The sequence below is a fragment of the Chryseobacterium sp. FP211-J200 genome (genome assembly GCF_001643375.1).
GTDB classification, from domain to species: Bacteria; Bacteroidota; Bacteroidia; order Flavobacteriales; family Weeksellaceae; genus Epilithonimonas; species Epilithonimonas ginsengisoli.
In genome coordinates this window covers 21247-42914 of record NZ_LSHB01000001.1, presented here as the reverse complement: position 1 = coordinate 42914, position 21668 = coordinate 21247, and the positions used below count along the sequence as shown (strand labels likewise).

Here is a 21668-nt window from a genome sequence, read left to right as displayed (position 1 = left end):
CGAAAAAACTATCCCTCGGGATAGTCAGTGTTCATGCGGTGTTGTAGGTATGTAAGGTCTAGCTGTTGCTTATTTTTTTAAATAAGTCCCTTCTGTCTTTTAGCTCTAGAACGCTATAAATATTTTTGATATGATATTTTACTGTACTCTCAGTAATGAATAGTTTTTCTGCGATCTCTCGGTTGGATGACCCATCTGCCATCAGTTTTAGAAGCTCTTTTTGACGCTCCGTAAGTTTGTCCGAATTGAAGATCTCATTTTCCGGATCTACATTTTTTTCATTCGAATGAGTATTTTGAGAATAAGAATGTAGATCTTCCTTCATCTGTTCTATTTCTTCTTCCATTCTTATCTTGTCTTTTTTTAGTCTTCTGCTTCGTAGAACAGAGTAAACGATAAATGACAACAGCATCGCAGCAACAATTATTGCGCCAATTTTTTCATGGGCGACAATTTCTTCTTCTTCCTGCAAGGTTCCTTTTTCGATGTACGCTTTATCTATGATATGCATTTCCGAGATCACGTTGCCCTGATCTTCCAATTTTCTCAAAGAATCGGCTTTAAGACCCATTTCATAAGCTTGAGTGAAAAGATCATTTTCCTTGTAGATACTTTCCAACTCGGCAGCCAAAAAGACCTTGTATTTCAAAATGCCACAGTCGTCTGCAATTTTGTAAGCCTGATCATATATACCTTCAACCTTACTGATCTCTTTTTTACGACCGTAAAGTTCCATCATTTTACCATAGGCCATAGGCAGATTACAATGACTTACCTTTTCCATGATTGCAAGTGCCTCGGTGTATTTTTTTTCGGTTTCTCCGTATCTATTCTCCTTTAGTAGAAGAAAACCCTCCTGCATCAGGATATAGGCTTTATCCTCAGGATCGATCGTCTTATAATTTTGCTCAGCAATATGTCTCATGGCCTCACCAGACTTTTCGTAATCTTTGGTATCGAAGTAGACAAAAGCAAACTCATGATCGATTCGCATTAGCAATGTATTCTCATTGGGCAATTTTTTGGCAATAGCCTGCGAACGCTCCAGATAATCTATGCACATCAGATAATCGTTCACACTGCGATAAGTTGTGGCCATTAGATAAAGTATGTTGGCCCGCTCTTCGGCAGAGAGGTCATTCGTAAGTAAAATTTCTGATAGTTTCTTTTGGGAAACCATGTGCTTTCCCGCTCTATTATAGGTAACGATCTCCTTTTCCAGGGATTCAAGATTAAGTCCTTTGGCGTTAAGAAAACTGATAGATACTAATGTAATTAAGGTTAAGTAACGGGTAAAATTTTTATTTATGAGTGCATCCAAAAAAATTCTTTTGAAAAACCATAACTTTTTGAAATGATGTTTTACTAGAAAAATTGATGTGCAAAAATAATCAATTATCGAGATACATCATTGAGTATAAATACTTATTTGTATAATTGTATGCATCAAATTCAGTAAAAGTCTATTTTAAATAAAAATTCCTGAATAATATTTGAAAAACAAACCATTCATTTTAGATTAAAAAATTATATTTGTGTCTAAATCTAATTTAATTAAGTTTCATGAGTAAAATTTCCGACAGGCTGAACAGACTGAGTTATTCTCAAACCTTTGTAATGAGTAACAAGGCGCGCGATATGAAAGCCGCTGGCATAGATGTCATCAGCTTGACATTGGGTGAACCAGACTTCGATGTTCCTCAAAAGATCAAACAGGCAGCTTTTGATGCCATCAATGAAAATTACAGCCACTACTCGCCTGTTCCTGGGTTTCTAGAATTGAGGCAAGCCGTTTCTGCAAAACTGAAAAGAGATAACGATCTTGATTATAAACCTTCACAGATCTGTGTTGCCAATGGTGCCAAACAATCTATAATGAATGTCCTGCTTGCCATTGTAAATGACGGCGACGAGGTGATCTTGCCTGCTCCTTACTGGGTAAGTTATGATGAGATGGTAAAATTGGTTGGTGGAACTTCAGTCTTCATAGAAACTTCTATTGACACAGAATTCAAATTCACAGCCGAGCAATTAGAAAAAGCAATTACGCCAAAAACCAAAGCTCTACTTTACAGTTCACCTTGTAATCCTTCCGGAAGTTATTATACGAAAGAAGAATTGGAAGCTATCGCAAATGTGGTGGCCAAATATCCTCACGTTACCATCATCTCAGATGAGATCTACGAATTCATCAATTACGAAGGTGAGCACGTTTCTATTGCTAGTTTCCCACAAGTTTATGAGCAGACAGCTGTGATCAACGGGATGAGCAAGGCTTTTGCGATGACGGGTTGGAGAATTGGTTATTCTGCTTGTCCAGATTGGTTGGCAAGTGCTTGCGACAAAGTTCAAGGTCAAATGACCAGCGGTGCCAATACAGTTGCTCAGCGTGCTTCTATCACTGCTTTGCAAATGGACCCATTGGAGCTGCAATATATGATCACAGAGTTCCATAAAAGACGTGACCTGGTTTTCGAATTGATGAAAGACATCAAAGGTTTCAAATGCAACCTTCCGAAAAGTGCTTTCTATTTCTTCCCGGACATCTCATATTTCATCGGAAAAAATCTGAACGGGACCGAGATCAAAGACGCTGACGACTTCGCAATGTTCCTTTTGGAAAATGCACACGTCGGTTGCGTTGGCGGTGTAAGTTTTGGAAGTCCTGAATGTATCCGTTTTTCTTATGCAGCGTCTGAAGATGACCTGAGAGAAGCTATGAAACGAATTAAAGATTGTGTAGAGAAGTTTTAAAATTGTCAGTCTGAGATTCTCGAAGACATTAAATAAAATTAAACATCACTTTTAAGTGGTGTTTTTTTATTTTAATAATTTTTCGACAAACGCTTCGCCACCTTTTGGATTGAGATGGTCCTGATCTCCAAAATAATCATCATTTTTGATAAAAGTTGATTCATTGTCAATGACTTTCAAACCATTGGAAATGAATAATTGGTCGGCGCCGTAATTTTTGCAGCCTAGTATTTTTAGATAAGTATCTGACACTGGAAATTTTATTCCTATCAATTCAATGCCATTCGTTTTGCACAGGTCGATGATTTCCAATAAGGTCTTTTCGAGCTTAAGACTTTTATTTTTTGTTGGGAATTGTCCCATTACTCTTTCTTCAGACCTTTTTACTTGTTCACTTTTCGGTAATTTGCTCCAGATGATATCAGTTGAAGTTTCGGATTTATCAGTAAAAATATTTTTGATCTTGTGCTCCATATAACTTCTGAATAATGGATTGACCTTCAATTGGAAAATAGGAAAATAATATTTCAAATATTTCTCTTTGATATAATCAGGATTAATCTCCGAAGTATAAATGATGCTTTTATCTGTATTGTTATTAGCATCTCTGTAAGGACTTAGCGTATGACCATCAACCGTGATGTAAATCGTTTTTACCTTGTAATCATTTTCTATCAGATAGTTGATTTTCCTCTTCATGTCAAAATAAGAATCACTGTTCGACGAGAAATTGTAAACTTCAAATTTCTCCGCAAATTGATCAAGAGGCATTCCATGTGAGTCCGCCATGATGAATGAGTGATATTTTTTATTGGGAAACTCTTTGTACCCTTTGTAATAGTTATCATTCGCAAACACAAACACGACAACATTGAATAAGAATACAATGATCAAAAAAATAACGAGATTAGAAATAAACTTTTTCATATCTGATATCTTTAAAATTGAAAATAGATAAACTCCACCGTTTCACCAAAATTGCCATAGAAATAGATGATCAAAAGAATGATGATGTAACTAAACCACCGCGCGGATTTTGAACTGATCCTTTTCATGCCTTCCAAAGCGTACTGGTTCTCACGACCTTGCCATTCAATCAATAAAAATAATAAAATCAATACCAGCTTTGTCCATGCATTTTCCATTCCCTCAAATTTTGGATAGCTAAAGATGGAAGGACTAAAAATTCCATTAATATAACTGATAGCGTGTTCTATATTCTCTGCTCGAAAAAATATCCATGCAAATACGGCCAAAGAAAATGTGATGAAAATTTGCAAAAATTCTTTCAGTGTTGGAAATATTCTACCGTGCGCAACAATTTCCAAATTGTTTCGATTGGTTTTCATAATGATGGACGGTAATATAAATAAGGCGTGCAAAAGTCCCCAAACGATAAATGTCCAATTCGCACCATGCCAGAATCCGCTGACGAGAAAAATGATAAATGTATTCCGGATCCTCATCCAATTTCCACCTTTGCTGCCACCAAGAGGAATGTACAAATAATCCTTGAACCATGATGAAAGCGAGATATGCCAGCGTCTCCAGAACTCAGCAATATCTCTTGAGAAGTATGGGAATGCAAAATTTCTTAATAATTCGATTCCAAATAAACGTGCAGTTCCCAATGCGATGTCCGAGTAACCCGAAAAATCCCCATAGATCTGGAATGTGAAAAACAAAGCGCCCAAAACCAAAGTGCTTCCGTTCATATCCGCAGAATTGTTGAATATATAATTGGCATATTCTGCACAATTGTCAGCAATCACGATTTTTTTGAATAATCCCCAAAGTATTTGCCTGAGACCATCCGCAGCTTTTGCATAATCAAAGGTTCTTTGCTTTTTGATGTGAGGTAAAAGATGCGTCGCCCGCTCGATCGGACCTGCAACAAGCAATGGAAAAAAGCTGACAAAAACTGCATAATCCACAAAATTGCGTTCGGCCTTTATTCTGTTTTTATAAATATCGATGACGTAAGAAAGTCCATGGAAAGTGTAGAACGATATTCCAACTGGCAAAATTACGCTCAACATCAACGGACTCACTTGCCAACCAAAATGCGAAACGCTTTCTGCAAATGATTCCGCGAAGAAATTATAATATTTGAAAACGCCCAGAAAACCAAGATTGATAATAATGCTCAGCCAAAACCAGATTTTTCGATGCTTTTGATTTTGTGAATCCTGCATCTTCAGACCAGTAAAATAATCAAGCAATGTCGAAAACAATAGCAAGAACATAAAACGCCAATCCCAGCAAGCATAGAAAAAATAGCTGGAGACGAGTAGCAAACCATTTTGAAGTTTTAAATTTCTGTTGGTGAAAAACCAATACAGAACGAATACGATAGGCAGAAAAACCGCAAAACTGACAGAATTAAAAAGCATTCTTCTGGTCTCTAGTTTTCAAATATATTTCGCTCATCGTGTTTTTTTTTAGCTTATGCTTTTCAATTGAGCGAAATTATTAAAAAAAATGCAAACCTATCAAAGCTTGACTAAGAATTTTCCATTTGAAATTATTTAGAAAAGTCTGAGTAGAATTATTTTTTAGTTAATGATTTGTTTGAGATTTGATTCATATTTCTGGAAGAATTTGGAAGTCATCATTTTATTTAGCAATCAAACATGTCATAGTTCCTTGATAACACTGTTAGTTTCCAATCTTTCGTATTGATAGATTTTATAAATCGATTATTAATATTCAATTCACAAAATCTTTGTAATTTCGCACTATTAAAAATAACAATTTAAACTTAAATATTATGTCATTAGTAGGTAAATTATTCCCAAATGTTGCGATTGATGCAATGAGCGAAATGGGTGACGACCTTAAGATCAATGTTTTTGAAGAAGCTTTAAACAATCAGCAAAAGGTTATTTTGTTCTGGTATCCAAAAGATTTCACTTTTGTTTGCCCTACAGAATTGCACGCATTCCAAGAAGCTTTACCAGAATTTCAAAAAAGAAATACAATTGTAATTGGTGCATCTTGCGATACGAACGAGGTTCATTTCGCTTGGTTGAACACACCAAAAGACAACGGCGGAATCGAAGGTGTAACTTACCCAATTCTTGCAGACACGCACAGACAATTGGCAAACATCCTTGGAATTGTAGACCAAGATTTGGATTACGATGAGGAAGGAAACGAAGTTTACACAGGTTCAAACGTAACTTACAGAGCTACTTATTTGATCGACGAAACTGGAAAAGTGTTCCACGAGTCTGTAAATGATATGCCACTTGGAAGAAATGTGAAAGAATATCTTCGTTTGATCGATGCTTATACTCACGTTCAAAAACACGGTGAAGTTTGTCCTGCAAACTGGGAAGAAGGTAAAGAAGCAATGAACGCTAACAGAACTGGCGTTGCAGAATACTTCAGCAAAAACTAATATTTTTTAATCTAACAATTGAACAATGTACCAGTGTAACAATATTTCAAATCATTGTTAAACTGTTACACTGATACATTATAAAAATTGAAATTATGTACATAGAACTTACAGAAGACAACTTACAACAGATCGTAAGTGAAAATGATAAAGTGATGGTTCAGTATGGTGCAACGTGGTGTGGAAACTGCAGAATCATGAAACCGAAATTCAAGAAATTGGCTTCAGAAAATGACGAGATTCCTTTCTATTATGTAGATGCAGAAAAATTACCGGAAAGTAGAAAGTTGGCGACAGTTGACAATTTGCCAACATTCGCAGTATTTGAAGGCGGCACTTTGAAGAGCCAAGTTCAAACCAACAAGGCTGACAGCTTGACTACATTATTTTCAGAAATTAAGAATTAATTAATTTTTTAATCATTTAATTTTTTAATTTATACAAAATGAAATTACCCATCATAAGACAGTTTTATCAAAACCAAACGCCAGAAAATCTGGAAGCGACTTTGGAAGTTTTGGAAAGTTTTTCAGAATTCCGTAATGTTTCCGAAGAAGATCTGAATGTTGCAGGAGAATTGATAACCAACATTTGCGGTGCGCTAGAAGTTCACGCAAACGTCAACAATGGAATGAGCGAAAAAGATGCGCTTAACTCATTTGCTCAAAAAGTAATGGGATCCATTGATAAATAAAAGTTAACTTTTATAGTATATCGAGGCTTTAGAATCATTTCTAAAGCCTTTTTTATTAAATTTGAATAAATCAAAAACTATGAACGATTTTATCGCAGCACTTCCAAAGGCAGAATTGCATCTCCATATCGAAGGAAGTTTTGAACCCGAATTGATGTTCGAAATTGCCCAAAGAAACCAGATCGAGATTCCTTACAAAACAATCGACGAAGTCAAAAAAGCCTATCAATTCTCTTGCCTTCAGGATTTTCTGGATATTTATTACGCTGGAGCTGGCGTTCTGATTCACGAGCAAGATTTCTATGATCTGGCGATGGCCTATTATCAAAAATGTTATGAGAACAATGTGATACACACCGAGATCATGTTCGACCCGCAAACTCATACAGAACGTGGAATTGCATTCGAAACCGTGATCAATGGATTACAAAAAGCGAGACTTGAAGCTAAAGAAAAATGGGGAATCAATTCTTTATTCATCATGAGTTATTTGCGTCATTTGTCCGAGGAATCAGCGTTTGAAACTTTGAAGCAATCACTTCCTTACAAAGATCTGATCACTTCTGTCGGTTTAGATTCTTCCGAAATGGGAAATCCACCAATCAAATTCAAAAATGTGTTTGAAGCGTCTGTCAAAGAAGGCTACATTCCGGTTGCTCATGCTGGCGAGGAGGGTCCAACAGAATATATTTGGGAAGCTATCGACGTTTTAAAGGTTGCAAGGATCGATCACGGAAACAGATGTTTGGAAGATGAAAATCTGGTTAATGAAATCGTCAAAAGAGATCTGGCTTTAACTGTTTGTCCACTTTCCAATCTTGAGTTGAGAAACACGGATGTGATGACCAATCATCCTTTAAAAAAGCTTTTGGATAAAGGTATCAAAGCAACAGTTAATTCTGATGACCCAGCTTATTTTGGAGGTTACATGAATGCTAATTTCGTCGCCGTTCAGGAAGCTCTTAATCTTTCCAAAGAAGATATTTTAACCTTAGTAAAAAACTCCTTCAATTATTCGTTTGCCACATATGAACAGAAGAAAATTTATTTAGAAAAAGTGTATGAAGTTGTTAATGAATTTAATAGTTAAGAATGAAAATCAAAAATATAATCTTCGATTTCGGAGGCGTGGTAATGGATTGGGATCCGAGATATTACTTCAAAACCTATTTCAATGACGATGAGAAAATGGAGTTTTTCCTAAAGAACATCGCCGTTGACGAATGGAATATAGAACAAGACCGTGGAAGAACTTTGAAGGACGGCACAGAGATTCTTGTCAAGCAACATCCGGAATGGGAAAAAGAGATCCGTGCATATTACGACAATTGGACCACAATGCTAAAAAGTGACATTCCAAAAAATGTTGAAGTTCTGAGAAAATTGGAAGGCAAGTTCCATCTTTACGGATTGACGAATTGGTCAGAGGAAACATTTCCCTTTGCTTTGGAAAACTACGATTTCTTCAAAATTTTCGAAGGGAAGATCGTGGTGTCAGGAACAGAAAAACTGATCAAACCAGACAAAGAGATCTTCGAGGTTTTACTGTCGCGTTATGACCTGAAAGCTGAAGAATCTGTTTTCATAGATGACAATGCAAAAAATATTGCCACCGCGAAATCTTTAGGTTTTATAACAATTCATATCAAGCCGGAAACGGATCTTGGAGAAGAATTGAAAAATTTAGGAATTAATTTTTAAGGATCATCAAACTCCTTTTATGATTTTGAAAACCATAATGTTCATAGAGTTTTTTCGCTTTGTCATTGTGGTTTTCGATTTCCAGAAGCACAACTTTGAAGTTATTTTCAACCGAATAATCCTTAACAAATTCCAAAGCTTTTTTCCCCAGCGATTTCCCTTGAAATTCTGGTTTGACATACAACTCATCCAAAAACAAAATCTCACCACCAAATTCAAAACTGAAATATTTAACTAGGATAATGTAGCCAGCAATTTGACCTTCAAAAACAATCTTGAAACAACCGCCATATTTTTCTTCATTAATGAATTTAGCAAAGTTTTCATTCGTCACTTTTTCATCAAAAGGATAAAAGTCGATGGCGTAGAAATCCCGCATCATTTGAGACAATTCTGGAATATCGGAAAGCGTTGATTTTATAATTTCGTGGTTCATTTTTTCTTTTTTTCTCGCCAAAGCCAAGGCGCAATCGGATTCTTATCTTGCCAAAGTCCTACTCTATTTTTTCTGGCAGTTTTTTCCAGTTTCGCATAAATAGGATCTTTGGAATATTTTGTAAAATGCCAGGCCATTCCCAGCTTTACCATTTCCTGATTGACATTTTGATTTTTATCATTGATGACGACTGCGATCAATCGTCTGTATCGGTCATATTTCTCACCTTTGACAGTAACGATTCTTCCAAAACAAAGATCAGACAACGCCACTTTCGCATTATTACCAAAAGGCTGTTTTCCTCTTTTTTCGGGACAATCAATATGCGCTAAACGGATTTTTATGGGAACATTTTTATAAAGGATTTCCATCGTGTCGCCATCTGAAATGCCAATGACTTTCGCTGAGAATGTTCTATTGGAAAGCTTTTCTGAATGTTGAGTTTGCGAAAATACCTGAGCAGAAAATAAAATTAGAAAAAGAAAGTATCGCATTAAGAATATTAGATCTCAAATTTTTTCTTCGCCAATTCTTTTCGTACTCTGCTCAAACTTTCAGGTGTTATTCCAAGATATGAAGCAACCATCCATTGCGGCGCTCTAAGCATGAGACTCGGATATTTTTTCAGGAAATCCATATAGCGTTCTTCCGCAGTTGTACTGATCAAAGCGTTCACACGGTTTTGTAAACTTTTGATATGATTGAACATCAATCTCTGGTTTTTCTCGGCAACATCGGGATAGATCTTCGACAAGTTTTCAAAAAAACCTTCTTTGGTAACAATGATGGTACTTTCCTCTATCGCTTCGATGTAAAACCTCGATTTTTCATTCAACAATTGACTTGTTGTATCAGAGATGATCCAATTTTCAGGTGCAAATTGAATGACGTGCTCTTTGCCAGCTTTATCAATAGAATACATTCGCAACAAGCCTTTTTCCACAAAAAATGTAGAATCAGAGATCTCTCCTTCCCTTAGAATGATCTCATGTTTTTTCACTTCTTTTATTTCGTAAAAAGTAGAACAGAACTCGAGACTGGTGATAGGAACGCCTAATATTTGTGAAAGGTGATTGCGGAAATTATGATATTCCATCTGTTTTAATTGTGTTTAATGAAAAAAGGTTATTTGATATTGTCCAGATCAATACTCTGGTGCGAAGCATTGTAAAAAGCTTTTCCATTTTCCAAAGCGATCAGTTGCGGACTTTGATGTGTGATATCAAAACGGCTTTCAATTTCATTGGAAATATCACGATGCGCGATCAAATCGAGGAAATAGTAAGTCTGGTCTTTATCAGAATTCTCCATTTGCTTTTCGAAAGATTTCAAAACCGTCTTGCTGATAAAACACCGCGTCGAATGTTTGAATATCAATACTTTTTGCTGAAATGACTTTTCTACAGCCAGGTCAAGATCTTTCTGAGTCTCGATCTTTTTCCAAAGCGTTTTGGTTTGATCTTGCTCTTCTTTCTTTCCGAATAATTGGTCTAAAAATCCCATCAAATTAATTTGAGTAAAAATAAGATTTTCTTATTGATTAGAAAATACTTTTTTAATGATGATGAAAAAGATGTCCTGTCAAGGCAAGCGCGACCCCAACCATTACAAGAATGATCTTTTGCCAATCCATCTTGTGATTCTTATTGCTCTCAAAAATGATGACGCTTGAAATATGCAGGAATATCCCACCAACAACAGCTAAGAAATAGACTTTCAGATCTTCATCAAAATATTTCCCTAATAACATTCCAAGTGGTGAAGCCAAAGCAAAAACCATAACGATGACCCAAAATTTGGTTGAGAAATTCTTGCTATGCGCGAGGAAACTTCCCAAAACAAATGAAATCGGGATATTATGGAACAAAATCCCCAAAAGATATGGCGAGAATGTTTCTTTCTCGTGAGACAAAGGAATGCCTTCTATAAAAGCATGAACAAACAATCCAGCAATCAATGCAATCGGAATGATCGAATGGTCATCGGAATGATGATGAACGTGCCCGTGTTCAAATCCTTTGGTCAGATTCTCCAATAACATCTGGATCAACACGCCCAGAATCACAAAGATTCCAATATTATGTCCACCAAATTCGTAGACTTCTGGAAAAACCTCATTAAGGCAGATCGTGATCAGAAAACCAGCACTTAATATCAGAAGATTTTTAGCAAATTGTTGTTTGCTCCCGAAGTATTTCCCGAGAAAAACACCGATTAAGACGCTTAATATGAGTAGTAAAATTATAATCATTTTTTGATCTTAAACAAATTAATACAACGCAGTGAACTATTCTCATCAAAATCATTCAATTGATAATCGCCCCATCTCTTGACCAATTCAAAACCAAACTCTTTTGCATATTGCAATATTTTTTCTGGACGTGTCAGTTTTACTCTTTCAAAGAAATGAAACTTTTTGCCTTGATCTTCAAAATCAATTTCCTTCATGATGTATTCCCCTTCAATATGTTTCTTGATATTAAAGACAATATTTTCTCTTTCAATAGAAGCTGTTGGTGTAATAACACTTTTGACATATTCTGCATTCAGAAAATCGAGGACAAAATAACCTTCATCTTTCAACACATATGAAACAGAACTAAATACACGCTTGTCTTCTTCTTCCGTCTCAAAATAACCGAAACTGGTGAACAGATTGAAAACTGCATCCACAGGTTCGCTTTCAATTTTATTTCGCATATCGTGAACCTGAAACTTCAAAGTCTCGGTCTCAAATTGTCTATCAAAATTGATACTTTGTTCTGAAAGGTCAAGACCTAAAACATCGTAACCTAATTTGTTCAGATAAATAGAATGTCTGCCTTTTCCGCAAGCCAGATCGATTATTTTTGAATTTTTCTCAAGTTTCACGTAATCTGTTAAAAGATTGAGAAAATCTTCCGCTTCCTTGTAATCGTGATTTTTGTAAAGTATGTGATAATATGGCGTATCAAACCATTCTTCGAACCATTGCATTTTGCAAAAATAGTGAAAATAGACGTGAGACAAATAGAATATAGATGATAGATTTTTCAAATCAATTATCATTTATCGATTATCATTCATTAATTTTGCAGAATGGATATAGAAAATCTTCAGATACAGGTCAAAACTTTTTTCGGATTAGAACAGATTTTGGCAGAAGAAATCAAGAAATTAGGTGGCAAAAATGTAGAGGTCAAAAACCGCGCAGTCACCTGCGAAGGCGATTTGGGGTTTCTTTACAAGCTTAATTATTCTTGCAGAACAGCCGTTAAGATCATCATTCCAATCATGGAATTCAAGGCTTACAACGAAAGCAAATATTACGATAAACTGTTCAAGTTTGAATGGGATGAGTTCCTGGACAAAAACCAGACCTTTGCCATCGATGCGACTGTAAATTCTGAAAGATTCCACCATTCTCAATTTATGACCTTGAAAATGAAAGACGCCATCGTCGATTATTTCCAAGACAAATATAAGATGAGACCAAGCGTCAACAAGGACAATCCAGACATCAAATTCCACCTTCATATCGACAGGGAATTGGTAACGATCTCTATCGACAGTTCTGGTGATCCGCTTTTCAAGCGTGGTTACAGAAAAGAGCAGACCATTGCACCAATCAACGAAGTTTTGGCTTCGGGAATGTTGCAACTCGCAGGTTGGGACGGAAAAGGAAATTTCCTCGATCCAATGTGTGGTTCCGGAACATTATTGATAGAAGCGGCGATGATCGCAATGGATCTTCCGGCACAGACTTTCAGAAGAAATTTCGGTTTCCAGAACTGGAAAAACTACGACTCTGAATTATTCGAAACCATCAAAGATGTACGATTGAATCGTGTGAGAGAATTCACTGGAAAAATCGTAGGTTATGATATTGATTCTGAAGCTTTGGACATTGCGCACATTAATATAGAAGCAGCTGAAATGGATGATGTCATCACACTAAGAAACAAAAATTTCTTCGAATCTGAGAAAGATTTGTTCCCGTTATTGATGGTTTTCAATCCGCCTTATGACGAGAGAATCTCCATTAATGATGATGATTTCTACAAAAAGATCGGCGACACGTTCAAACAACATTATCCAAACACCTTAGCTTGGCTGATTTCTGCAGACCTTGATGCGCCGAAGAAAATTGGATTAAGACCTTCAAGAAGAATTAAATTGTTCAACGGAAAATTGGAAACGAGATTTTTGCAATATGAAATGTATGATGGATCTAAGAAAGGGAAATACATGAATAAGGAGGAGGAATAAATAATGAATTTTCTTGAATTTTTATTTGATTTTGTATCTATTTTTCATGTGTTCGGAAATGGAAAAGAGAAAAACAATACTGACAAAGAAGCAAGAGAACATTTCAAAAATCTAAAATGACAACAATCTCCATCATCATCGCCATCTTCAACAGAAAAGACGAATTGTTCGAGCTTCTTAATTCTCTGTCTCATCAAACCGACAAGGATTTCGAAGTCATAATCGTGGATGATGGTTCCAAGATTGCGCTTCTGCCAACAGTAGAGTTATTTGAAGAACAGCTTGATATCAAATTCTTCCGAAAAGATAATTCAGGACCTGGACTTTCCCGAAATTACGGAGCGAAACGAGCAAAAAATGATTGGTTGGTCTTCGTAGATTCCGATGTGATTGTTGAAACAGATTACATCGAAAATATCAAAAGAAATCTTATTGAAAATCCTTGCGATGCTTTTGGTGGTGCAGACAAAGCGCACAAGGGTTTCAATCTAATGCAGAAGGCCATCTCCTACTCTATGACCTCGGTTTTCACAACAGGCGGAATCCGAGGAAAGAAAAATGCAGTTACCAAATTTCAGCCGAGAAGTTTCAATATGGGCGTCAACAAAGCGATTTTCCTAAAAGTTGGTGGCTTTTCAGAAATGCGAATTGGCGAAGATCCGGATCTTTCTATGACGCTTTGGGAAAGTGGCTACACGACAATGTTTTACGACAACATTGGTGTTTACCACAAACGCAGAACAGACTTTGGAAAATTCTCAAAACAGGTTTATCAATTCGGTTGTGCGAGACCGATTTTGAATCATAGACATCCAAAATATACCAAACTGACTTTTTGGTTTCCAAGTGTATTTCTCTTAGGCTATATGGTTGGAATCATCCACTATTTCGTTTGGGGAAATGGATTGATCCTCGCTTTATACGGACTTTACACATTTCTTGTTCTTTTCCATGCAATGGTTGTAACAAGGAATATCAGTATTGCTTCGATGGCTGTCATCTCAACTTACATCCAAATGTTTTCTTACGGTTATGGTTTTCTGAAATCTTGGTTTCTCATCAACATTCTGAAACAATCTCCAGAAGAAGCTTTCCCTAAACATTTTCATTGATTTAATTAACATTTAATTATAAGTAGATATTGCTGATTGGAACATCTTTTGTGAATTTTCATTTTTAATTAAATTCATAAAACTATGTCAAAAAATATCGCTGACCAATTCGTTGAGATCCTTGTAAAAACAGGAGTTAAACGCATATATGCTGTCACTGGTGACAGCCTTAATTTTTTAAATGACGCTATCAAACGTGAAGGTTCTATCAAATGGATTCATGTAAGACACGAGGAAGTTGGCGCTTTCGCTGCCGCTGCCGAAGCCGAATTGGAAGGTCTTGCCGTTTGCGCAGGAAGTTCTGGCCCAGGCCACGTTCATCTCATCAACGGACTTTACGAAGCTAACCGTGGCAACGTTCCGGTTTTGGCTATTGCTTCAACTTGTGAAAGTTCAGAATTCGGGACCTCCTATTTTCAGGAAACCAATACGATCAAACTGTTTGATGACTGTTCCGTTTACAATCAAATTGCAACAACGCCCGAACAAGCACCAAGAATGCTACAAGCTGCTTTGCAGCATGCGATTTCTCAAAAAGGTGTGGCCGTTTTGGGAATGCCTGGTGATCTTTTCGAAGCCGATTCTGTGAAAAACATCAGTTCTGATCTTGTCTTTAAGACCAATCCAAGAATAATACCTTCAGATGAAGAAACAAATTGGATCGCAGAACATTTGAATTCAGGGAAAAAAGTAGCGATCTATTGTGGAATTGGTGCATCTGAAGCACATCCTGAAGTGATTGCTCTAGCAGAAAAACTGAAAGCACCAATAGGATATTCTTTCCGAGGGAAAATGGGAATTCAGTACAACAATCCTTACGAAGTGGGAATGACCGGACTTTTGGGTTTGCCTTCCGCCTTCAAAGCGATGCATGAGGCCGATATTATTTTATTACTCGGAACAGATTTTCCTTACGTGAAATTTATGCCTGTGGATAAAGTAATTATTCAGATTGATGACAAGCCGGAACGCTTGGGAAGACGCGCGCAATTGACGAGAGGATTTGCCGGAAAGATCAAAGATTCATTGGTCAATATTTTACCATTAATTAAAATTAATGATGACAGGAAATTCCTTGATAAACAATTGGAATTCTATCAAACTGTAAAAGATAATCTCAGATCTTACATCGAAGACAGAGGAAAAGAAAGTCATATCTCACCAGAATTTGTTGCCGAAACTTTGAACCTTAAAGCCAATAAAGACACAATCTTCACAGTCGACACAGGAATGTGCTGCGTTTGGGGTGCAAGATATCTGGAAGCAACGGGTGAGAGAAAACTTCTTGGTTCCTTCAGTCACGGAACGATGGCGAACGCAATGCCAATGGCTATCGGCGCTCAATTATCCAACCCAGACAAACAAGTGATTGCGCTTTGCGGAGACGGTGGACTTTCTATGTTGTTGGGCGATATCGCAACGATAAAACAATACAACTTACCAATCAAGATCATTGTTTTCAACAACCGTTCATTGGGAATGGTAAAATTGGAAATGGAAGTAAACGGAATACCAGATAACGAAACAGATATGATCAATCCAGATTTTGGACTGTTGGCTCAAGCTTTCGGGATCAAAGGAATCAATGTAACTGACCCGGAAAAAGTGGAAGAAGCGATCGATGATGCATTGCAGACCAAAGGTCCAGTTCTGGTGAATGTTTTCACCGATCCAAATGCTCTTGCGATGCCACCGAAAGTTGGCTGGGACCAGATGAAAGGAATGGGAATCGCGATGACGAGAATGATGCTGGACGGTAATTTCAAAGAAGTGGCGGACACGATCTCCAGCAATTACAGACACATCAAAGAAGTTCTTTAAAACAAACGAAAAGCCCAATTTTGAATTGGGCTTTTTTATTTCATTGATCGTAAACAAAAAAAGCTTCACACAATGTGAAGCTTTTAGAAAATAATATATATAACCTTAGTTTAAAGAAACTATTTCAAAGTGATCATCCTGCTGAAGCTGTCGTCGCCTTTTTCAACACTGATGATGTATGTTTCTGCATTTTCCGGATTCAGATCAAATGTTAGGTCGATCAGTCCGTTTTTCACTGCATTGTCATTAGAATAATAAGTGTTGTTTGCCGTATCGTAGATAGAAACTCTCACGTCACCAATTACATCATTCATTTTTAACTTTACAATATTTTTGTCCACAGTATAAGAAGGCTTCGTCATCGCAGAAATTGGAGACTGGTCTACAACCACTTGATTCGCATCTACTGTGATCTTGTATTTTTCAATTTTACCGTCAGATTCAGCAACCAAGAAATAATTTCCAGCAGCCATATTGCTCATATTATAAGACTTCTCTGCAGTCTCTACATTAATTCTTTCTGAGAACAATTCATTTTTATCATCGTTGTAAACATAGATAGAAACATTTTTCGCATTGGAGATCCCAAAATGGACTGTCTTCTGTTTTACCTCTCCGATAGAAAGAGAAAAATCTTTATCCTTTCCAAAAACATTTGCAGAGATGAATGTCAACGCCGCAAGAAAACTTAATTTTATAAACTTATTCATGATGTTTCTTTTTAATTGTTTTACTATGCAAATGTATATCTGAAAACAAAGAAATAATACATTCTGATTTTCACAAACATGTCCTATATTAACATTAATTAAATATTAACTACATATTAAAGATAATATTGAATATGTGCTTTGGATTTTGTAATTTTGACAAATGAAACACCACAGTCCTTCCTTCGAATCCATAAAACCCAATATTGGAAGCAGTTTTACATGTCTTCACTTCACTAAGAGTGAGAACATCAAATCGCATGTTTGGCACTATCATCCAGAAATTGAACTGATCTTTGTTTGTGGCGGTTCGGGGAAAAGACAAATTGGAAGTAATATTTCTTATTTCTCAGATGGTGATTTGATTCTGATCGGCAGCAACTTACCACATTGCGGCATGACGAATGAAAATACGAACAACGAATATGAAGTCGTGATCCAGTTTTCCCAGGATTTCCTTGGAACCGAACTTTGGAATGCACCAGAAATGAACCGGATCTTCCAAATGTTGCAAGCGGCAAAAAGCGGAATCGTATTCGGAGAAAATGTAAAGAAAACATTGGAACCTAAAATCAAAGCTTTGTCAGAATCCTCTTATTTGGACAAACTTCTGAAGTTGATAGAGATTCTAGATGAACTCGCTCACACCAATGACTTTAAAATCCTCAACGCTGCAAAATATTATCTGCAAACGCAAAAGGAAGATAATGACAGGATCAATCTGATCTTCAACCATGTGAAGGATAATTTCAAAAACCAGATCAGTTTGGAAGAAGTTGCAGGATTGGCAACGATGACGGTTCCTTCGTTTTGTAGATATTTCAAGAAGATCACGAACAAAACCTTCACACAATTTGTGAACGAATATCGCATCACGCACTCACTGAAACTTTTGGCCGAACAACCGATGAGCATTACGGAGATCTGCTTTGAAAGTGGTTTCAACAATTTCAGTTATTTCAACAAGACTTTTAAGGAACATACAAAACAAAGTCCGTCGCAGTATCGGAAGGAGTTTAGTAATATTTTGGCTTGATTAGTTTAAACTATGTTGATACTTCATTATTTCATCAACTATTTCTACTGCTCTTTTATATGTAATTCCGTTTTCTTGGTCAATTGTCAAAAGATGTCCTTCTTCAATAGACTTAATTTCGGGAATTAATCCAACATTTTGTTCAATTGCAATCGTTTTTATATTTAACGTTTCACCATAAGTGGAAACGTTTGTTTGCAACCAACCAAAATATGGTTCTTCATTTACTCTATTAGGATTTTCCCATAAATCCATACGCTTGCCGAAATTATCTTCACTAATAGAAGTCCAAACATTAAATATCAGATTTTCATTGTAATCGATAATAGGAATTGTTAATCTACCACGATGAAAAAAACATTTTTCATCAACTACACATAAACTTTCTTTAAGTTCAATGCGAGTTTCTCTTTCATCAGAAGGAATAGAAAAGTAATAATTAGGATAATCTGAGCCAAAACAAAGTGGTAACTCATCATAAACCTTACCACAGCAAGAACACTTGTATGCTACTTTTTTTTCTTTTTTATTAAAAAACGGGAACAATTTCATTTGATTATTATTTGATAAAATCACGAAATTGCCCCAAAATAACTCTTCATCTCCTCCATCGTCCCCAAACTAATCCTAGTCCATTTTCCAGTTTGCTCATAGGTTTTTCCGCCAAGGATTTTGGCATCTTTCAACTTTTTGAAATAATTATCCTTGTAATTTTCCAAAGAAAAATAAACGAAATTGGCAGCAGATGGAATAGTTTTGATTCCTCTTTTTTGGAATTCCGCAACAGTAAAATCTTTCACTTTTTGATTGTTGTCCAAAACCTTGGAAATGAATTCCTGATCTTCCACCGCAGCAATCGCGCCAGCCATAGTCGTCACGCTGATTTCCGCACCACTCCAGCTTTGAAGTTTCTTAAGTCCTTTGATCAATGTAGGATTTCCAATTGCGTAACCCAATCTTGCGCCGGCAAATCCATAAAGTTTGGAAAATGTTCTCGTCACAACAAGATTTTGATAAGTATTGACCAGATCGCTCAAAGATTTCTGATTGGTAAATTCTATGTAAGCTTCATCAACCAAAATGGTGATATTGTCAGGAACAGATTTGATGAAATTTTCAATTTCTGCTCTTGATAGCAAATCTCCAGTCGGATTATTCGGATTGCAGATGTAAATCAGTTTTGTATCTTTTCGGATTGAGCCTTTCATTTTACCAAGGTCAATTCTCTTTTGTTCATTCAAAGGAACCACAGTTTTTGACATTCCAAGGAATTCGCCAATTGGTTCAAAAATTGTGAAAGACGGATCAGGAATGATAAAATGTCCTTTATCCAACGACACATATTTGATCATCAATTCCAAAAGAAAAGATGAACCTGCAGCCACTAGAATATTTTCTTGCTTCAACTGGTTTTTCTCCGCTAATTTCGCACTCAAAGTATCGGCAAATTTGAAATCATACATTGATGATAGACTCAGGCTTTTCTGCATTGCTTCCAAAGCTTTTGGGGAAACGCCAAACGGATTCTCGTTGAAACAAAGTCGGATGGTTTTGTCATCGTTCTTCAATTCGTGAAAATTAGGGGTATTCTTCGCAAGGAATTCAAGTGGGGAAAGTGTGAGCGCAGCACTTCCAAGGAAAGCAGTTTTCAGCCAGTCTCGTCTGTTGATCGACATAGTTTTTGATTTATTTCCCGATAAAAATAATGATTTTCTAATGATCACATCTCTTCGTCGAATAAAATTAATCGTTTGACCGAAAAAATTTCCATTTCACCGATTAGAATTGAAATCCTCCTTTTTCCAGTATATTTTTGAATCAGAAATTAAAACGATCAAAATATGTCTCTATTTACTCCACTCATTTGGCTTTTGGTAATGTCTCCAATCTTTATCATCGCTTTCTTCAAATCTAAAAAAGGAAACCTGAAATTCCTTTTGCTATTCATTATTTTATTCTTGGTAGATAATTATCTTCAGATCTTCAGCAAAGAACTGATCCCTAATATTATGGGACTCAAATTCGCTTGGGTCGGGAAATTCTTGAGTCTGGCCTTGTCATTAGGATTTATATTTTACGTGGACAAAAACGAGCGAAAAGAAATTGGGTTCACCACATCCACCAACACAAAAAGCCAGGTAAAATATGGTGTTTTGGTTTTCCTTGGATTCTTGATCTTCGATTTCATTTTCAAATTGATATTATTTCCGAAAGGCGGCGCATTCGATATGGAAACGTTTGCCTTCCAAGCGACAATGCCAGGTTTGACGGAAGAATTATTGTACCGAGGAATCTATTTTTGGATTTTTGACAAGGTATTTCTGCCCAATTGGAACTTCAAAGGAATACAATTTGGTTGGGGATTTGTCATCGTCACACTTCTCTTCGCAATTGGTCACGGCATCGTTTTAACAGCAGATCATCAATTCAAATTTGATATTGTCACCATCGTATATCTGACATTGATTTCTTCTTTAAGTGTCGGAATCTTGAGAAAATGCACTGGAAATCTTATCTACCCGATCCTTGGTCACAACGTTATCAATGTGATGAATGCCATCATCAGAATTCTTTAATAAACTTAAATAATATTTACCTTTGGCTACTATGATGAAAGACTATTTTTCGCAAGTTTTCTTACTATTTGATTTTGAGAAAATAACGTATAAAAAAAGACTAACATTACATTTCTCAATGTGGTTATTTCTTTCTGTTCTTCTTTTTTTGAGTTATCGAATTGCTTATCAATTAACACTTGTCAATAGTTTGCTACTCACAGTAAGAATGGCTGTGGTCAATATGTTTGTATTTTACAGTTTTTTTTACAAAGTATTACCTTTTGTTCTAAATTCTAATAAAATAAAAGCCTTATTTATATTATTAATTAGTTTTCCTCTTTCGGTTTTTTGTTGGCTCGCCATTACACATTTAATATCATTATTATATTATCATTTAGGATTTGAAATACTGAATGGAGAACTGAAGGGAGCAATAAAAATGAGCGCAGATCAAAGTTTTTTGGAAGCTGTTTCACCAAAGAGAATGCTTTCTCAGTCCATTATAATCATATCGATTTTATCCCCATTTTTCTTTTTGAAAATTTTGTTTGAAATTTTCAAACTTTACAACAGAAATTTAAAACTTCAAAAAAACAAACTCGAAGTCGAGATACAGAATATCAACATAGAAAAAGATTTTCTGAAATCGCAACTCAATCCACATTTCCTCTTCAACACCTTGAATAATCTGTATGGCCTGAGTGTGAAAAAAGATGATTCTGCACCCGAAGTCATCCTGAATCTGTCAGAGATCATGAGTTACACACTTTACGAATCCAATTCTGAAAAAGTGGCTTTGGAAAAGGAGTTAGACTTTATCAAAAATTATTTTGAGCTTGAGAAAATGCGTTATCCGAAAGACAAAAATATCCAGCTGGAGATTTTAGGCGGCAATCAACTCAATGGACTTTATATCGCGCCACTTTTGACCTTTACCTTCATCGAAAATACTTTCAAATATGGATTGAAGCATTCGAAAAATCAATTTATTGATCAGAAAATTAAGATTGAAAATAAAACCTTTTATTTTGTTTTGGAAAATGATTTTGACAAGTCAGAGATCAAAAAAGAATTTGGTGGAATTGGATTGGAAAACATCAAAAAACGACTTCAGTTATTATATCCAAACCAACACGATCTGAAAATATCAACCTTCGAAAATAGTTTCAAAGTAGAACTGAAAATCAATTTATAG

At 36.0% G+C, this 21668-nt stretch carries 24 protein-coding genes; 12 read left to right on the top strand and 12 right to left on the bottom strand.

From position 1 onward, the window contains the following. Positions 1–58 precede the first annotated feature (58 nt). Complete coding sequence (locus tag AXA65_RS00215) at positions 59–1321, bottom strand: LuxR C-terminal-related transcriptional regulator (protein WP_063968127.1); 1263 nt, start codon at positions 1319–1321, stop codon at positions 59–61. Positions 1322–1563: 242 nt separating this feature from the next. On the opposite strand from AXA65_RS00215, the gene AXA65_RS00210 reads away from it, so the two are divergent. Next, positions 1564–2754 (top strand): pyridoxal phosphate-dependent aminotransferase, encoded by a 1191-nt coding sequence (locus tag AXA65_RS00210; RefSeq protein WP_063968126.1) that lies wholly within the window; start codon positions 1564–1566, stop codon positions 2752–2754. Between the two features lie 66 nt (positions 2755–2820). Here AXA65_RS00210 and AXA65_RS00205 read toward each other — a convergent pair whose 3' ends face one another. Both AXA65_RS00205 and AXA65_RS00200 read right to left on the bottom strand, forming a co-directional pair. Further along, the gene (locus AXA65_RS00205; RefSeq protein WP_063968125.1) at positions 2821–3681 is read right to left on the bottom strand and encodes a hypothetical protein; all 861 of its coding nucleotides are present in this window, start codon (positions 3679–3681) and stop codon (positions 2821–2823) included. An 11-nt stretch (positions 3682–3692) separates the two neighbouring features. Then, positions 3693–5147 (bottom strand): MBOAT family O-acyltransferase, encoded by a 1455-nt coding sequence (locus AXA65_RS00200; RefSeq protein ID WP_063968124.1) that lies wholly within the window; start codon positions 5145–5147, stop codon positions 3693–3695. Between the two features lie 377 nt (positions 5148–5524). Between AXA65_RS00200 and AXA65_RS00195 the strand changes: the two genes are divergently transcribed. From AXA65_RS00195 to AXA65_RS00175, 5 genes are all read left to right on the top strand, one after another. Continuing rightward, a complete protein-coding gene (locus AXA65_RS00195) occupies positions 5525–6157 on the top strand; it encodes a peroxiredoxin (RefSeq protein ID WP_063968123.1) in 633 nt (210 codons plus the stop codon). Positions 6158–6252: 95 nt separating this feature from the next. After that, a complete protein-coding gene (locus AXA65_RS00190) occupies positions 6253–6564 on the top strand; it encodes a thioredoxin family protein (RefSeq protein ID WP_063968122.1) in 312 nt (103 codons plus the stop codon). A gap of 38 nt (positions 6565–6602) precedes the next feature. Further along, entirely contained in the window at positions 6603–6851 is a 249-nt protein-coding gene (locus AXA65_RS00185; RefSeq protein WP_034967957.1) for a DUF6952 family protein, read from the top strand. Positions 6852–6930: 79 nt separating this feature from the next. After that, complete coding sequence (locus AXA65_RS00180) at positions 6931–7941, top strand: adenosine deaminase (RefSeq protein ID WP_063968121.1); 1011 nt, start codon at positions 6931–6933, stop codon at positions 7939–7941. Between the two features lie 2 nt (positions 7942–7943). After that, the gene (locus AXA65_RS00175) at positions 7944–8552 is read left to right on the top strand and encodes an HAD family hydrolase (RefSeq protein ID WP_063968120.1); all 609 of its coding nucleotides are present in this window, start codon (positions 7944–7946) and stop codon (positions 8550–8552) included. Here the strand turns inward: AXA65_RS00175 and AXA65_RS00170 are convergent. The 6 genes from AXA65_RS00170 to AXA65_RS00145 are packed head-to-tail and all read right to left on the bottom strand — an operon-like array spanning position 8542 to position 11964. Next, positions 8542–8988: a GNAT family N-acetyltransferase gene (locus AXA65_RS00170; RefSeq protein WP_063968171.1), complete on the bottom strand. Its 447-nt coding sequence runs from the start codon at positions 8986–8988 to the stop codon at positions 8542–8544. The two genes, AXA65_RS00175 and AXA65_RS00170, sit on opposite strands and share 11 nt — an antisense overlap. Beyond that, on the bottom strand, positions 8985–9482 hold the full coding sequence (locus AXA65_RS00165) for a thermonuclease family protein (RefSeq protein ID WP_063968119.1): 498 nt from the start codon (positions 9480–9482) through the stop codon (positions 8985–8987). The genes AXA65_RS00170 and AXA65_RS00165 overlap by 4 nt, the downstream gene beginning before the upstream one ends. An 8-nt stretch (positions 9483–9490) precedes the next feature. Continuing rightward, complete coding sequence (locus AXA65_RS00160) at positions 9491–10084, bottom strand: Crp/Fnr family transcriptional regulator (RefSeq protein ID WP_063968118.1); 594 nt, start codon at positions 10082–10084, stop codon at positions 9491–9493. A 29-nt stretch (positions 10085–10113) separates the two neighbouring features. After that, complete coding sequence (gene ytxJ / locus AXA65_RS00155) at positions 10114–10491, bottom strand: bacillithiol system redox-active protein YtxJ (RefSeq protein ID WP_063968117.1); 378 nt, start codon at positions 10489–10491, stop codon at positions 10114–10116. A gap of 52 nt (positions 10492–10543) precedes the next feature. Beyond that, positions 10544–11236 carry a ZIP family metal transporter gene (locus AXA65_RS00150; protein WP_063968170.1) on the bottom strand — a complete coding sequence of 231 codons (693 nt, stop codon included), beginning with the start codon at positions 11234–11236 and terminating at the stop codon, positions 10544–10546. Further along, complete coding sequence (locus tag AXA65_RS00145; protein ID WP_063968116.1) at positions 11236–11964, bottom strand: class I SAM-dependent methyltransferase; 729 nt, start codon at positions 11962–11964, stop codon at positions 11236–11238. Before AXA65_RS00145 ends, AXA65_RS00150 begins: the two co-directional genes overlap by 1 nt. 102 nt (positions 11965–12066) lie before the next feature. On the opposite strand from AXA65_RS00145, the gene AXA65_RS00140 reads away from it, so the two are divergent. From AXA65_RS00140 to AXA65_RS00130, 3 genes are all read left to right on the top strand, one after another. Then, positions 12067–13236 (top strand): class I SAM-dependent RNA methyltransferase, encoded by a 1170-nt coding sequence (locus AXA65_RS00140; RefSeq protein WP_063968115.1) that lies wholly within the window; start codon positions 12067–12069, stop codon positions 13234–13236. 116 nt (positions 13237–13352) lie between these two features. Further along, complete coding sequence (locus tag AXA65_RS00135; RefSeq protein ID WP_063968114.1) at positions 13353–14348, top strand: glycosyltransferase; 996 nt, start codon at positions 13353–13355, stop codon at positions 14346–14348. Positions 14349–14432: 84 nt separating this feature from the next. Beyond that, positions 14433–16169 (top strand): thiamine pyrophosphate-dependent enzyme, encoded by a 1737-nt coding sequence (locus AXA65_RS00130; protein ID WP_063968113.1) that lies wholly within the window; start codon positions 14433–14435, stop codon positions 16167–16169. A 119-nt stretch (positions 16170–16288) separates the two neighbouring features. Here the strand turns inward: AXA65_RS00130 and AXA65_RS00125 are convergent, their stop codons facing one another. Continuing rightward, positions 16289–16879 carry a DUF3244 domain-containing protein gene (locus AXA65_RS00125; RefSeq protein ID WP_063968112.1) on the bottom strand — a complete coding sequence of 197 codons (591 nt, stop codon included), beginning with the start codon at positions 16877–16879 and terminating at the stop codon, positions 16289–16291. A 163-nt stretch (positions 16880–17042) separates the two neighbouring features. Between AXA65_RS00125 and AXA65_RS00120 the strand changes: the two genes are divergently transcribed. After that, on the top strand, positions 17043–17915 hold the full coding sequence (locus tag AXA65_RS00120) for an AraC family transcriptional regulator (protein WP_063968111.1): 873 nt from the start codon (positions 17043–17045) through the stop codon (positions 17913–17915). On the opposite strand, the gene AXA65_RS00115 is transcribed toward AXA65_RS00120, so the two are convergent. Beyond that, positions 17916–18467, bottom strand: coding sequence for a DUF2199 domain-containing protein (locus AXA65_RS00115; RefSeq protein ID WP_063968110.1), 552 nt, complete (start codon positions 18465–18467; stop codon positions 17916–17918). Positions 18468–18487: 20 nt separating this feature from the next. Further along, entirely contained in the window at positions 18488–19591 is a 1104-nt protein-coding gene (locus AXA65_RS00110) for a pyridoxal phosphate-dependent aminotransferase (protein ID WP_063968109.1), read from the bottom strand. Positions 19592–19756: 165 nt separating this feature from the next. On the opposite strand from AXA65_RS00110, the gene AXA65_RS00105 reads away from it, so the two are divergent. Continuing rightward, entirely contained in the window at positions 19757–20491 is a 735-nt protein-coding gene (locus tag AXA65_RS00105) for a CPBP family intramembrane glutamic endopeptidase (RefSeq protein ID WP_063968108.1), read from the top strand. Positions 20492–20912: 421 nt separating this feature from the next. After that, on the top strand, positions 20913–21668 hold the full coding sequence (locus AXA65_RS00100; RefSeq protein ID WP_228391592.1) for a sensor histidine kinase: 756 nt from the start codon (positions 20913–20915) through the stop codon (positions 21666–21668).